This is a genomic window from Parabacteroides sp. 52, from assembly GCF_010500925.1.
Lineage (GTDB): Bacteria > Bacteroidota > Bacteroidia > Bacteroidales > Tannerellaceae > QVMG01.
This window is the reverse complement of the sequence record NZ_QVMG01000007.1, coordinates 46,427-60,967: the sequence shown is the minus strand read 5'-3', so window position 1 is coordinate 60,967 and position 14,541 is coordinate 46,427. Positions and strand designations below refer to the sequence as shown.

Sequence of the window (14,541 nt, the reverse complement as noted above, 5' to 3'; positions counted from 1 at the left end):
CCATTACTTAAAATAGACTCTAATGAAAGTTACTTTTCATCTAAATTTTCATACAGTTTGGGGACAGAAGATTTGCCTTGTCGGGTCTGTTCCGCAATTAGGATCCTGGCAGCCTGCATTGGCAAAAGAAATGCATTATACCGGAGGGGGAGATTGGGAGTTACAACTGGATCTCCCCTCCGATATGCAAACGATAGAATATCGTTACTTCCTGCAAACAGACAACAAACTTCTTTTTGAAGAGTGGGAAAAGAATCATCGGTTTACCTTCGATGGTCAGACCGAAGAATACATATTCTATGATTCCTGGCAGAACCTTCCTGTTGACCTGCCTTTTTATACTTCCGCATTTACAAAGAGTTTATTCGCCCATCCCAGTGATCCCGTTGATGGAGGGATGCGAAGTGGAAATAGAATGATTCTGAAAATAACAGCTCCCCGTGTAGAAAAGAATCAGGTAGTGGCTGTTACAGGCAATCAGGATATTCTGGGTAATTGGAACCCGGATAAGGCTTTGCCGCTTCGTCCGGATCCCTTTCCGGAATGGTCTATCGATTTAGATATCACACAGATTCATTTCCCCCTGGAATATAAATTCCTTATCCGGGAGACTGATATCAGCCAGCCCTTTTACTGGGAGACTGGGGAGAACCGTCTGTTTTCCTTATCTACTCCGCCGTCTCCGGAAGAGACGGTGGTTGTTTCCGGTTTGCCTTTTCGGGCCGAGAGCCCTTCGTGGCGATGTGCCGGTACGGTTGTCCCTGTTTTCTCTCTGCGTTCGGAAAAGAGTTTCGGGGTAGGGGATTTAGGAGATTTATATACGATGGTGGATTGGATAAAGAAAACGCAGCAGCGTATTATCCAGGTCTTGCCAATGAACGATACGACTGTCTCGCATACCTGGCGTGATTCTTATCCGTATAGTGCAATCTCTATTTATGCTTTGCATCCGATGTATATCTGTTTGTCTTGGCTGGGAGCACTGAAGGATAAAAAGAAGGCCTCTTTTTATGCCGACAAACAGCAGGAACTGAATGCCAAAGACGTGGTTGATTACGAACAGGTCAATCAGTATAAATTGGCTTATTGCCGGGATTTCTTCGAGCAGGAGGGCAAGGCGTTGATAGACAGTCCGGCTTTTCAAGCCTTTTTTACACAGAACCAGGAATGGTTAATGCCTTATGCCGCTTATTGTTATTTGCGCGATACCATGGACACGACAGACTTCACGCATTGGCAGCAGGATGCTTTGTTCAGCCTTTCCCGTATGCGTAAGTTATGCGCCCCGGAGAGTGTAGCCTGGAAAGAAGTCTCTTTTTCCTACTTTCTGCAATATATTCTGCATACACAATTCAAGCAGGTTTCCGATTACGCTCGGGAAAACGGTGTCGTTTTGAAAGGAGATTTGCCTATTGGGGTAAACCGCTCAAGCGTAGAGACCTGGACTGAACCGAAATATTTCCATATGGATGCCCAGGCAGGAGCTCCGCCGGATGATTTTTCGATGGACGGACAGAACTGGTCGTTCCCGACTTACAATTGGGAAGTGATGGCAAAAGATCAGTTTGCCTGGTGGAAAAAGCGCTTTCAGAAACTAAGTGATTATTTTGATTGCTTCCGTATCGATCATATTTTGGGTTTCTTCCGCATTTGGGAAATACCCTTGGAATATGTACAAGGTTTATGTGGCCATTTTAACCCGGCTTTGCCTTTCTCTAAAGAGGATATAGAGCGGTATGGGATGTCTTTTGATATATACAGATATACCACTGCGCATATAAACCGGAGGTATCTCTCACAGTTGTTTGGTGCATGGGCAGAGGAGGTGGAAAGTACCTATCTGGCTCCGATGGATGCCGATTCTTTTATTCTAAAGCCCTTTTGTAATACCCAGCGTAAAATAGAAAAGATACTGGAGGGACATACGGACGAACGAACGTCTATCTTGCGGAAAGGGCTTTTTGTCATAGCCAATGAGGTGTTGTTCCTGAGAGATCCACGGATGCCGGAACTATTCCATCCCCGAATCTCCGGCTCCCGATCTTTCCTTTATCAGGAGTTGAGTGAGGCGGATCGGTATGCCTTTGACCAATTATACCGGGATTTCTTTTATTACCGGCATACTCTTTTTTGGAAGGGGCAGGCGATGAATCATTTGACACCCCTGGTTGCGTGTACGGATATATTGGTTTGTGGGGAGGACTTGGGTATGATCCCGGAGTCGGTTCCGGAGGTGATGGACAAACTGCAGGTGTTGAGCCTGGAGATTGAGCGTATGCCAAAAACGGCCAACCGTGAATTCACCGATATGTTCAACCTGCCTTATCTATCGGTGTGTACGACCTCGACACATGATATGTCCCCCATTCGTAACTGGTGGCAAGAAGACCGCGAAAAGATACAGCGTTATTATAACCAGGTATTGCAGCGTCAAGGCGTGGCTCCGGAGCAGTGTTCGGCTGAATTGGCGACTCAGATTGTAGGCAATCACCTGGCAGCTCCTTCTATGTTGGCTATCCTGCCGATTCAGGATTGGTTCGCTATGGATGATACGATTAAAAAGGCGGAGATAGAGTCTGAACGAATCAATATACCGGCTGACCCCAATCATTATTGGCGGTATCGCATGCATATAACATTAGAGGATTTGATGAAGGCTAACACATTGAACGAAAAAATCATCACCCTTATTTCCGGTTCGGGAAGAAGATAAAGATATTCTCTTCATCTCCTCTGTATAAACATCTTACCCCGGGGTGTTATTGTTGTCTCCGGACATGGTGCAGCTTCCGTTGAACCGGGCATTGGGCTCAATCTCGATGGTTTGTGTCTGTATATCCCCTTTGATGTTTGCCGAGGATTTGAGTATAAGTTTGTTGCTGACTTTGAGCATACCTTCTACCTCTCCGAGTATTTCTGCATTTGTAGAGAGTATGTTTCCAATCACACGGCCTTTGGGACCGAGCACTAATTTTCCGTTGCAAGTGACATTGCCTTCCACTTTACCGTCGAGTCTGAAATCTATTTCGGTATGAATATCTCCTTTGACCATGGTGCCGGAAGCCATCGTGTTATGTAATCCACCGGATGCATTCTCTTCTTTTTGTTTTATTCCCATCATTTGATTTGTTTCGTTTCCGCAAATATAAATTATTTTTTTGCAGGTAGGACTGCTTTTGTATACATTTACATTTTTAAAAAAGTAGAGATGACAACAAAGATAGAATTAGAGGCCATGAAGTTTTATGCCTATCATGGGGTGGCCGAACAGGAAAGACGGGTAGGAAATCACTTTGTCGTAGACCTGGTATTAACGGCTCCATTGGAGAAAGCCGTTATGAGTGATGACCTGAAGGACACGATTAATTATGCGACCGTCTACGCCCTTGTGAAGCAGGAAATGGCTGTGCCCTCCCGTTTATTGGAACATGCCGCCGGACGTATTTTGACGGGTTTGAAAAGGCAGTTCCCGCAATTATTGGCTATCGAAATCAAGCTGGCTAAACAAACACCCCCTTTTGGAGGAGATGTCCGTAGTGCGGCCGTTCTTCTGTCGGAAACCTATCTTTCCTGAATTAACTTTTATTATCTTTATAAAAAAGAGGATTGGCTCTGGTAATCCTCTATGGAAAATGAATTTTCCTTTCGGATTGCGCGTAGCTTTCACTACCTTTGTGCCTTCAAACAGATTAAGTTTTTTATGGCATTTACGAATAATGTAATGATCGTGCGCCACGAGCTATTGGCGCGCTTAGTGCGACTCTGGAAGGAGAACCGCCTATTGGGTGAAATAGACCGATTGCCTATCCAGTTGACTCCCCGTGGTATGAAGGTGCAAGGACGTTGTTGTGTGCATAAAGAACGGGCTGTCTGGAAGTATAAATCACTGCCTTTGTTGGGTTTTGACATGACGGATGAAGAAGACGAACTAACCCCTCTGTCCGAATATGCCAAACGTGCCTTATTGCGAGGGGAGAATCAGAAAGACAATCTGATGTGTGTCATTGATGAGGCCTGTTCCTCCTGTGTCTCGGTGAATTATGAAATAACCAATCTTTGCCGGGGATGTGTGGCCCGCAGTTGTTATATGAATTGTCCCAAAGAAGCCATTCATTTCAAAAAAAACGGACAGGCGGAGATCGATCATGACATTTGTATCAGTTGTGGGAAATGTCATCAGAGCTGCCCGTACCATGCCATTGTATATATTCCTATCCCTTGTGAAGAAGTCTGCCCGGTAAAAGCTATCAGTAAGGATGAATATGGAGTGGAACATATCGACGAATCCAAATGTATCTATTGTGGTAAATGTATAAACGCCTGTCCTTTCGGCGCTATTTTTGAGATATCCCAGGTTTTTGATATTTTACAACGCCTGCGGGATAAAGAGAAAATGGTCGCTATCGTAGCACCGGCTATTCTCTCACAGTTCAGGGCACCCATAGAAAATGTATACGGAGCGATCAAATCGATGGGATTTACCGACGTTGTCGAAGTGGCCCAGGGAGCTATGGAGACCACCCGCCGGGAAGCGGACGAATTAAAGGAAAGGTTACACGAAGGGCAACCGTTTATGACGACCAGTTGTTGTCCTTCTTATATACAATTGGCGGAAAAGCATATCCCGGATATGAAAAAGTATATATCGACCACTGCCTCTCCGATGTATTATACGGCAGAGATCGTAAAAGAAAAGTACCCGGATGCAACAATCGTCTTTATCGGTCCCTGTGTGGCAAAACGCAAAGAGGTAAAGAACGATCCGAATGTCGACTTTATCATGACCTTCGAAGAGATGGCTTCCGTAATGAACGGCTTGGATATTCAGATCGAAAATTCGACTCCTTTTTCCGTATTATACACTTCCGTGCGCGAAGCCCATGGCTTTGCTTATGCCGGGGGAGTTATCAATGCTGTCAAATCGTATTTGCAGGACGAGACGGTGAATGCTGTTCAGGTAGCCAACCTGACAAAGAAAAACGTCGCTCTCTTGCGAGCTTATGCAAAAACCGGAAAAGTGCCGGCGCAGTTTATTGAAGTAATGGCTTGTGAAGGTGGCTGTGTCACCGGACCTTGTACCTTTGTGGAAAGAACCTCTGCGCAAAAACAGTCGGCAAAGGGGGCTGTCAAATCTTAAACGTTATATATTATGGAAACTTTGTTGCCTTTTGCCTTTTTATGCTTTACCTCCTTTTTTACCCTGACCAATCCTTTGGGTACGATGCCTGTCTTTCTGACCATGACAAAAGGTTTGGATGATAAGCAGCGCAAATCCATTGTGAAGCGGGCGACCCTTGTGTCTTTTGTGACCTTGATGGTCTTTACCTTTTCCGGGCAGTTGTTATTCAAATTTTTTGGTATCTCAACAGATGGGTTTCGTATAGCCGGTGGGGTTATTATTTTTGCGATAGGCTATGATATGTTGCAGGCCCGTTATACCAATGTGAAACTAAACAAAGAAGAGATCAAAACCTACGCGGATGATATCTCTATCACTCCCTTAGGTATCCCCATGTTGTGTGGACCGGGAGCTATTGCCCAAGGCATTATGTTGATGGACGATGCTTCTTCTTTTTCGATGAAAGCGGTATTGATAGGAACGATTGCTTTTGTTTATTTTATCACATTCCTGATACTCAGAGCCTCTACGCGCCTGGTCAAGTTGCTGGGCGAGACGGGAAATAATGTGATGATGCGTTTGATGGGATTGCTTCTGATGGTTATTGCCGTAGAATGTTTTGTCAGTGGCGTACGCCCTATATTAATCCGTATTTTGCAAGAGTCGCATTTTTAATCGGAAAGAGAAAAGAAAGATCTAAAACCTAAAAGGGAGGACTTGTCTCAAGCCCTCCCTTTTCTTACAGTTTTTTTTGCGCCATAACTGTTTCAATGTGTTCGACAAAGGTATTTCTATTAATCGGTATAGATGTAGCAAATAAGGAGTATTTGAAAATTATTATTTGCGTAATTTGTAATTAAAGACGAACGAATCGTATACTCTTGTCACATACGATTCTGGTGAGCGTACATATGTGATTTCCTGTCTTTATCATCCTTCCTTTTGATAGAAAATGATATATTTTACTTTTCTTGTTTATATTGTCTGTCACATAAAAAATGGATCATACGTTCGATCGCCCGGCTGCAGGCCGGACAAAACGGAGCGTAGTCACGCATCATACAATGGTCCATAGGGCGGTAAATCCCTTTGGCCAGGTATCCTCCTCCTTCAAAAACGCCCGGCTGTTCTTTGTATCTTTCTTGCAGTGGGGTAGGGACAGGGGTTCCGCTGGGTAATAGATCTTCCCATTTGCCGGCGAAGTCGACCAAGGTCGTGATATTGGGTTCCCAGGGTTCTTTTTTTAGATTGTAAAAGTCATTGTAGGCTACTTCGGAGCTGAAATATTCATCGGCTAATCCGGCAAAGCTGTGTCCGAATTCGTGAGCGAATACAACAGGTGTACGGATGTTGTCGGCTGTGCCGATGGCATAAAAATTGTACATACCTCCGCCTCCATAGGAGTCGGTATTGACCAAAATAAACAAGGCGTCAGAAGGTACATCCCAGACAGCGTCACGAATGGATTTCATGTCCGGTGTAGTCAGGTAACGATCTATGCCGAAGGTGTAATAGCCCGTATGCAGAGCCGTTTGTTTGAAAATTCCTTCGCCGGAGATATCTGTTCCGGATTCTTCGGATATCAGATTCACAGCCCAAACGTTGAAGTCTTCCCGGTAATCCGTAAAAGGCGGGGTCGCAAAGAGGGATTCGGTGAAACGCTTTGCGTCGGCAAGGAATTTATCCTGTTCCTCCAGGGTATACCCTTCGGCCAAAAAGACCAGGTCTACTTTGCCGCAGGGATCTCCTTTGTATTGGATGGGAGAAACCGTATTCTTTTTCAACGGGCTTCTGTCGATAAAAATACTTGCCGGATCGATATCCATCTTCAATAAAGAATGAAACTGCATGTCTTCTTTCTCCCGGGCAGCAATTTCGAGGGTGATTATGGATTTGGGAAAAGGTATGGATACGCTGTTTGTCCAGGATTGGGTTTCAGTCAACGCCTGCTCAGTGGTGCGCCATTCTTCAAACAAGGTGTTGAATCCCCGCGAGTAGATGAGCTGTTGGCTTTTTTTGTCATACACTTTCACATAATACCCGCCGTAGTGAAACTCATCTATCCGATTTTTCACCGGCCCGGCCCATAACGGTTCTTTCCGTAATTGCTGGAGGGCTGCTGCCTGGAATTGGGCATTGCCGCTTAAGGCAAAATCTATCCGCAGGCTTTTTTGTTCAAAATACGTATTGTATACATTTTCAGCCCGCACTTGTATAAAGAAGCAGGTGAGGATACATAGGTAGAATAGATGTTTTTTCATTTATATATTGTTTTAAGTCTTTCCGTTAGGAGGGGAAGACGTGTTTATCTTATGCAAATGTAATTACTTATTTTCTGCGGGGAAATAAAATTGCTGATATACGTCGGCACAATTGCCGATATATATCAGCACAATTGCCGACATATGTCAGCACAATTGCCGACGATCGTCAGCAATTTTATTTGTCAGCCTGTAAGACCGGGGTAAGGGATAAAAAAAGGCTGCCGGTTTCCCGACAGCCTTCACGCGTTGTTTAGAATTTAGTGATGGCTTAGATAACCTGAAACACCTTCATTCGTCGCTTGCATGGCTTCTTTGCCTTTGCTCCAGTTGGCCGGGCATACCTCTCCGTTCTCTTCGAAGTGCTGTAATGCGTCGACCATCCGAATGGCTTCATCTACGTTTCGTCCCAGCGGGAGGTCGTTGATAACATAATGCCGTATCTTTCCTTCTTTGTCGATCAGGAAAAGGCCGCGATAAGCTACGGGATTGCCAGTGGCTATCATTTCGCCTTCTTCGTTTGTATCGTAATCGCCTGCTAAAACGTCGTAGTTCATAGAAATAGTTTTGGAGAAATCAGATACAATCGGATAGGTAATGCCTTGTATGCCTCCTTTTTTCTTTTCTTGCTGCAGCCAAGCCAGGTGTGAAAATTCGGAATCGACAGAGCATCCGACAACGGCTACGTTGCGTTTCTCGAATTCCGGCAGTTTTTCCTGAAATGCGTGTAACTCGGTTGGGCAGACAAATGTGAAGTCCATCGGATAAAAGAAAAGGACGACATATTTTTTACCTACATATTGTTCCAAGGAGAAGTCAGCTACAATCTCTTGGCCGTTAATGACTGCCGGAGCATGGAATACCGGCGCTTTTTTACCTATAAATACATTCATGATACTCTTTTTTTTGATTGATTTTGTATAGACAAAGGTAGGTACTCTAGGGGAGCTATCTCCCCGTTTTTTTATGGATAAAATTGATAGGGATATAAACCCGGTTTATCAATCCAAGACGAAGTGTATATTCACATAAAGAGAGGTAAGATAATAAGTCTATTCTTTATTCGTTCTAATAACAGTTTCTATTATATACACCTTTTTATCCGAAGATATGCAAATAAACAAAGAATTGATCCTGTTGGCACAACGTATCCGTGCCCTTTCCCAGACGGGTTTGACTTATTCCCTGAACGCATACGATACTGAGCGTTATACTGAACTTGTTCAGATCAGTGACACGCTCCTTGCGCTAACGACGGCGCATGAAGTAGAAGACATCAGCCGGCTTTATCTTCAGGAAAAAGAATATGTTACCCCCAAAGTCGATATCCGGGCAGTGGTATTTAATGAAAAAGGGGAGGTGTTATTGGTGCAGGAAAAAGCTGATGGATGTTGGTCGCTTCCGGGCGGTTGGTCCGATGTAGGCTTTTCTCCCAGCGAAGTGGCAGTGAAAGAGGTGAAAGAAGAAACCGGATTGGATGTGCGGGCTGACCGCCTGTTGGCCGTGATGGATATGGCCAAACAGCCGCATCCCCCGATCCCTTTTTATGTTTATAAGTTTTTTATCCTGTGTGAACCCGTGGGTGGCTCTTTCACAGAAGCCTTTGATATCTTGGATAAAGGCTTCTTCTGTGTCGAAAACCTGCCTTCGTTATCTTTGGAACGGGTATTGCCGGAGCAGATAAAAGAGATGTATGCCCGTTATCAAAATCCGGATATCCCTGTCTATCTGGACTGATCGTTCCCTGTTTTTATACATTAAAAGAGGAGATGGTAAAAGATATAAAAGCAAAAAATCAATTTTATCCCCGTCCCTAATAAGAAACCCGCGAAAGCTCCTAAGGCCGCTTTGAGAGCTTTGTTGGCATCGTTTTTGGCAAAAATAAGTTCGCCGATAAAGGCGCCTAGAAGCATGCCCATCAACATACCTATGACTGTGAAGAAGAGTCCGATTATCATCCCCACAATAGAGCCGATTGTAGCGTATCGGGAAGCACCCGTCTTTTGAGTGATATAGGCAGGTAATAGATAGTCTATTATACTGATAATAAGCATAAAGATGCCCGTTCCTATCAGGAAAGGGGTGGAGTAATTCTGGTAATGACTCCATTGGGCCAGCCACAAGGCCAGGTAGGCTATAGGAGGCCCGGGAATGGCGGGGAGAATGGATCCGGCAATGCCCAGTAATACACAGACATAAGCTAAAATGATTAATACGATATCCATGGTTCAAAAGAGTTGTGCTTAGCGGCAAAGATAAGTTAAAGTCGAGTAAGGTTTATCACTTCAGGAGGAAAGATATAAAAAAAGAGAAAAAAGATGAGTACCTTTTCATTCTCTTATGTCTTATTTATAGAGAGTGTGTGTGAAGCCATTGTTGAGAAAGAAAGATTAAACGCATAAGAGATGAAACAAGGTGTAGAAAAGGAAATGTTCAAACAAACCGGAGAAAAGTGTATTTCCTTTTTAGAGAATAGGCCTCCTGTATCTGATACTGCCACCCAGGCGAGCTGGGAAGAGGTCACAAAACGCGTAGCTTGTGTGCGGCGGAAAAGGCGTATGTATATGATACGAAGCAGTGTGGCTGCACTCTTCTGTGGACTGGTTTTTATGAGTTATCTTCTCTATCAAATGCATCTTCCTGTGGAGGATCATTTGGGTCTTTTGTTTGAAACCGGTTCTATGCAGGATGTCAAAGAAGTAACCCTCTTGACTCCTACCGAAAATGTCGTCTTAGAGAATGAAGCCCGGGTGGAATATAACCAGGAAGGTAATGTCTTAATCAATGAAAAAGTCATTTCTGCAGACAAAAAGAAAAAAGAACCCAAAAAGGAAACCCCTTCTTATAACCAGATTATTGTTCCTTATGGCAAACGTTCTTACCTGGTATTTACCGACGGAACCAAACTATCAATTAATGCCGGCACAAAAATCATGTATCCGGTAACATTTGCAGATGATAAAAGAGAAATATATCTCCAGGGAGAAGCCTATCTGCAAGTGGCCCCCGATCCGCAACGTCCGTTTTATGTGAAAACGGAACATTTCGACATCAAAGTTTTAGGTACCTCTTTTAATGTCAGTGCCTATAAAGAAGAGGTGGAATCTTCGATTGTCTTAGTGGAAGGTTCGGTCGAGATGGTCAATAAAAAAAACACCAATGTCAGATTGCAGCCCGGACAGAAGATGACTATTGCCGATGAAAGGATCTCTATCGCCGAAGTAGATGTCAATGAGTATATACTTTGGAAAGACAATATCCTTTATTTGGGGAATTATAAAAATTGCGGAGAAATACTTACTAAACTAGCGCGACGGTATAATGTGACTATCCAATATGATGCAGATGTTCAACATATATCGATAGGAGGAAAACTGGATTTTTGTGAATGCATAGAAGACGCTTTGGACGCAGTAAGCCTATTGGGCAAATTTACCTATGTGGAAAACGAAGGAGTGTATTATGTGCGATTGAAATAAATTATTTACTTTTAAACAGATGCGCCTATGGATATGTAAAAACCTCGGAAAGAGAGATTTCGTTAGTAGATTAATTAATTGTTAACAAAAAATTTAATATTTATGAAGAAATACATCTTAAGAAGTAGAACTTTCATGTTTTATTGTCTGACAATAACTATGATGTTACTATTTGTACAGAATGTAGCTTATGCCAATCCACAACCACTGGCTTATGCCGAACAAGCGACATTTACAATCAAAACAAACAATCAGACATTGAAAGAAGTGCTGGATATTGTCGAAAAACAAAGTGAGTTTATATTCCTGTATCGAAAAAATGATATCGACCTGAATAAAAAAGTACAGATGGATCTCTCCAATGGCAGTGTACAGGAAGTACTGGATATCTTATTCAAGGATGAACAGATTACTTATACGATAAAAGACCGGCAGATTGTATTGCATAAAAACGAAAAAACTCTTGCCGCGAATGCCTCGGCAACAGCCGGTTCGGTCACCCAACAAACGACCACCGTTCAAGGGACGGTCGTTGACTCTACCGGGGAGCCGCTTATCGGATTGAATGTGATGGAGAAAAACACCTCCAACGGAACGATTACCAATGTAGATGGTTTCTTTACCCTGAAAGTATCTAATCCTAACGCTGTCTTGGTTTTCAGCTATATCGGATATTTGCCACAAGAAGTGTCCCTCAAAGGAGAGACCAACCTGACAGTGCGGATGAAAGAAGATGTCGGAACCTTGGATGAAGTGGTGGTTGTCGGATATGGGGTACAAAAGAAAGTGAACCTTTCCGGTGCCGTACAGGCTGTAGGTGGGGAGGTATTAGCCAACCGCCCTATCTCGAATGTAGGGAGTGGTTTGCAAGGTACGGTGCCGAACTTGAATGTCAAGATAGGCAGTGGACGTGCCGATGATGCGCCTATTATTAACATCCGCGGCTTTACATCCATTAATGATACGAATGGAGAAGCTTTTATCCTTGTCGATAATATGCCGGTTTCCCGGGAGGAAATGGCGCGTTTGAATCCGGATGATATAGAAAATGTGTCGGTGTTGAAAGACGCTTCTGCAGCAGCCATCTACGGTGCCCGTGCGGCTTTTGGGGTTGTACTTATCACCACCAAAGCGGCTAAAAGTGGGGAGTTGCAGATCAACTTCAGCGGAAACTATGCCATCAGAGACCGAGGTCTTCAGCCCAGTATCGAGACGGATGTAGAGACTGTGATGAATATGAAGGCAGCTGCTCGTTATCCCCTGTCTGCTATGTTCACAGCGCAACAGCTTGAATACGCTTCGCAGATTACGGCAAACCCAGGCCTTGACCGGGTGATTACGAATCCGGCCAATCCCAATGCCTGGCAATATTATGGAGAAACCGACTGGTTTAGTGAAACCCATAAAAATACGGCAGCGACCTATACGGCTAACCTGAATATTTCTAAAAAGACGGATAACCTGTCGTATTATGTATCCGGAGGATATTATCAACAGGATGGCTTATTGAAATATGGGAATGACGTTTTGAAACGATACAACTTTCGTTCGAAAGCGGATATTAAACTAACCAAATGGTGGAAGCTGGGGGCAAATATCTCCTATACCCATGTGGATTATGACTCTCCTACGTTTTTGGATGGTTATTTCTACTGGCAGGTAAACCGTACCAGTTCGTTGGATATGCCCAGAAACCCGGATGGTACCTGGACAACAGCCGGTGCAAACCTATTGGGAGTATTAAACGAAGGGGGACGTCGTACGGATAGAACCAATGAAATTCAGTCCTCTTTCACGACCCAATTCGATATTATCAAAGATATATGGAAAGTAAATGCCGATGTAAATATCCGATTCACGGATAAAGGACGTGATCAACAGAACCTGGCCGTACAATACCGTATCGGTCCCGACCAACCCCTGCAACCGACTTTCGGTGAACGAGGAGGAAGTGGTAATTCTGTAAACAACATACGCTATTACAATTGGCAAAACCTGTATAGTGTATTTAATGTGTACACGAATTTCACAAAAACCTTTGCCGACAAACATTTCCTCAATGCCATGGTCGGATATAACCGGGAATATGTACGGAATTATTATTATGAAATGATTAAAACCGGTCTGATTACGACTTCTCTTCCGGAGATCAATCTCTCGACCGGAGATGCCAGTACCTCCAATACCCGCCGCGAGCTGGCGCTGGAAGGTATATTCGGCAGATTGAATTATATTTATGACAACCGCTATATTTTTGAAGTAAACGGACGCTATGACGGCTCTTCCCGTTTCCCCGCAGGGGATCGCTACGGATTTTTCCCTTCGGCTTCGGTTGCCTGGTCGGTGATCAATGAAAAGTTTTTTGAAACTCCGGCAGAAAAATTGCGTATTACGAACCTGAAACTTAGAGGTTCTTATGGTGCCTTGGGTAATCAGGTGTTGGTGGATAGCAGCGGTCAGCTTTATTATCCTTCTATCCCTTATATGTCATCGAGTAAGATGTCGTATATTCTGGATGGCTCGCAGCCGATGATGATGAATCAACCGGGTGTTGTTTCCCCTACATTGACCTGGGAAAATGTACGCACAATCAATGGAGGTATTGATATCGGTTTGTTCAATAAATTGGATGTAAACTTCGACTATTATACCCGTTATACGGATGATATGTTGACCCAGAGTAAAGAGTTGCCGGCTGTATTCGGCGCTACTCCTCCTCAAACCAATGCGGCTGACCTGAAAACCACCGGTTGGGAATTGTCTGTTGGCTATCGCGATCGTTTCACCTTGAAAGGTTCTCCTTTCAACTGGTCAGCTAAATTTATGATCTCAGACAGCCGCTCTACGATCACTAAATATGACAATGCCAATTATAACTTCGGAAAAAGTGGTAATTCATATTACGAAGGAAAGAGAATCGGTGAGATCTGGGGATTTATCACAGACGGATACTTCAAAACACAGGCTGAAATAGATGCACTGAACCAGAGAGACATCGGTACCGATGACGTCGGTTATGTATTCCAGGTAGGTGATATCAAGATGAAAGACCTGGATGGTGACAACAAAATTACTTTCGGAGATAACACATTGGCTAACCCGGGCGACAGAAGAGTGATTGGTAATACCTCCATTCGTTTCCCATACAGTTTTGAACTGACTGCCGACTGGAAAGGATTTGACGTACGTGCATTCTTCCAGGGAGTGGGCAAACGCGACTGGTATCCGGGAAGTGCCAGTATCTATTTCTGGGGTATTTATGCACAGCCCTGGACCAATGTGACAAAGAAAAATATGGATCACTGGACAGAAGAGAATCCGAATGCCTACTTCCCGCGTATCAAAGCCTATGCGGCAGAGGATGCCAATATGGAGTTGGCTGCGGCACAGACGAAGTATCTGCAGGATGCTTCTTACTTACGCATGAAAAACCTGACCATCGGTTACACTTTGCCCAAGAGCGTATTGGATAAACTGAAAATTTCCTACTTGCGTTTTTACCTGAGTGCGGAAAACCTGTTCACGATAAGCAATTTGGATAAAGGAATTGACCTGGACCCTGAAATTATTGATAAATATAATGGATTCAATAGTGGTACCTATCCGATGCAACGGGTTTACTCTATGGGGGTAAATCTTACATTCTGATTAATATGAATGCATGTTTAATTATAACAATGAA

Annotated in this window: 11 protein-coding genes; 7 read left to right on the top strand and 4 right to left on the bottom strand. The window is 43.8% G+C overall.

Annotated elements, in window-relative coordinates:
• The first annotated feature begins 22 nt into the window (after positions 1 to 22).
• Positions 23 to 2,713, top strand: a complete 2,691-nt coding sequence (locus D0T51_RS05960) for a 4-alpha-glucanotransferase (RefSeq protein WP_163726567.1) — start codon at positions 23 to 25, stop codon at positions 2,711 to 2,713.
• A 33-nt stretch (positions 2,714 to 2,746) separates the two neighbouring features.
• On the opposite strand, the gene D0T51_RS05955 is transcribed toward D0T51_RS05960, so the two are convergent.
• Positions 2,747 to 3,118, bottom strand: coding sequence for a polymer-forming cytoskeletal protein (locus D0T51_RS05955; RefSeq protein WP_163726658.1), 372 nt, complete (start codon positions 3,116 to 3,118; stop codon positions 2,747 to 2,749).
• A 90-nt stretch (positions 3,119 to 3,208) separates the two neighbouring features.
• Here D0T51_RS05955 and folB point away from each other — a divergent pair, with 90 nt between their 5' ends.
• The 3 genes from folB (at position 3,209) to D0T51_RS05940 (ending at position 5,794) form a co-directional block, all read left to right on the top strand.
• Positions 3,209 to 3,574: a dihydroneopterin aldolase gene (gene folB / locus D0T51_RS05950; protein WP_163726564.1), complete on the top strand. Its 366-nt coding sequence runs from the start codon at positions 3,209 to 3,211 to the stop codon at positions 3,572 to 3,574.
• Positions 3,575 to 3,700: 126 nt separating this feature from the next.
• Complete coding sequence (locus D0T51_RS05945; protein WP_163726561.1) at positions 3,701 to 5,137, top strand: monomeric [FeFe] hydrogenase; 1,437 nt, start codon at positions 3,701 to 3,703, stop codon at positions 5,135 to 5,137.
• A 12-nt stretch (positions 5,138 to 5,149) separates the two neighbouring features.
• The gene (locus D0T51_RS05940) at positions 5,150 to 5,794 is read left to right on the top strand and encodes a MarC family protein (protein ID WP_163726559.1); all 645 of its coding nucleotides are present in this window, start codon (positions 5,150 to 5,152) and stop codon (positions 5,792 to 5,794) included.
• A 287-nt stretch (positions 5,795 to 6,081) separates the two neighbouring features.
• Here D0T51_RS05940 and D0T51_RS05935 read toward each other — a convergent pair whose 3' ends face one another.
• On the bottom strand, positions 6,082 to 7,380 hold the full coding sequence (locus tag D0T51_RS05935; protein ID WP_163726556.1) for a M64 family metallopeptidase: 1,299 nt from the start codon (positions 7,378 to 7,380) through the stop codon (positions 6,082 to 6,084).
• 260 nt (positions 7,381 to 7,640) lie between these two features.
• Positions 7,641 to 8,273 (bottom strand): peroxiredoxin, encoded by a 633-nt coding sequence (locus tag D0T51_RS05930; protein WP_163726553.1) that lies wholly within the window; start codon positions 8,271 to 8,273, stop codon positions 7,641 to 7,643.
• 217 nt (positions 8,274 to 8,490) lie between these two features.
• Here D0T51_RS05930 and D0T51_RS05925 point away from each other — a divergent pair, with 217 nt between their 5' ends.
• On the top strand, positions 8,491 to 9,117 hold the full coding sequence (locus tag D0T51_RS05925) for an NUDIX hydrolase N-terminal domain-containing protein (protein WP_163726550.1): 627 nt from the start codon (positions 8,491 to 8,493) through the stop codon (positions 9,115 to 9,117).
• A 20-nt stretch (positions 9,118 to 9,137) separates the two neighbouring features.
• Here the strand turns inward: D0T51_RS05925 and D0T51_RS05920 are convergent, their stop codons facing one another.
• Complete coding sequence (locus tag D0T51_RS05920; RefSeq protein ID WP_163726547.1) at positions 9,138 to 9,605, bottom strand: DUF456 domain-containing protein; 468 nt, start codon at positions 9,603 to 9,605, stop codon at positions 9,138 to 9,140.
• Positions 9,606 to 9,785: 180 nt separating this feature from the next.
• Between D0T51_RS05920 and D0T51_RS05915 the strand changes: the two genes are divergently transcribed.
• Both D0T51_RS05915 and D0T51_RS05910 read left to right on the top strand, forming a co-directional pair.
• Positions 9,786 to 10,859 carry a FecR family protein gene (locus tag D0T51_RS05915; RefSeq protein ID WP_163726544.1) on the top strand — a complete coding sequence of 358 codons (1,074 nt, stop codon included), beginning with the start codon at positions 9,786 to 9,788 and terminating at the stop codon, positions 10,857 to 10,859.
• Positions 10,860 to 11,018: 159 nt separating this feature from the next.
• Complete coding sequence (locus D0T51_RS05910) at positions 11,019 to 14,507, top strand: TonB-dependent receptor (protein ID WP_239056706.1); 3,489 nt, start codon at positions 11,019 to 11,021, stop codon at positions 14,505 to 14,507.
• Positions 14,508 to 14,541 lie beyond the last annotated feature (34 nt).